Origin of the sequence: Mesorhizobium sp. M8A.F.Ca.ET.165.01.1.1 (assembly GCF_004792065.1) — a bacterium.
Classification (GTDB): domain Bacteria; phylum Pseudomonadota; class Alphaproteobacteria; order Rhizobiales; family Rhizobiaceae; genus Mesorhizobium.
In genome coordinates this window covers 1-283 of sequence record NZ_SRTH01000254.1, presented here as the reverse complement: position 1 = coordinate 283, position 283 = coordinate 1, and the positions used below count along the sequence as shown (strand labels likewise).

General features: G+C 63.6%; 1 pseudogene. It reads left to right on the top strand.

The features are described from left to right. Nucleotides 1-283 (top strand): annotated as a pseudogene (locus tag EN808_RS35980) (DUF1176 domain-containing protein); the annotation flags it as partial.

Genomic DNA, 283 nt, shown 5'->3' with positions numbered 1-283 from the left:
GTCGACTTCGGATTTCGAAGATGCGGTGCCGGCCAGTTGCGGCGACGGACCGCCACCGCCCAAGAAGGACGAAGCGCTGGAACAGGCCAGGAAGGCCTTCCTCGCCGCCTATGGCGAACAGTGCGACAAGGAGGATCCGGAAGGCAAACCGGTCGGCGAACCGGCCGCCTATTCCATCCGCTACAAGGACAAGGATGCCGGAGCCGACGAGCCGGAGCGCGAGACGCGGCTCTTCCGCTTCTTCTGCTCGATGGCCGCCTACAATGAAAGCGCGGTCTATTAC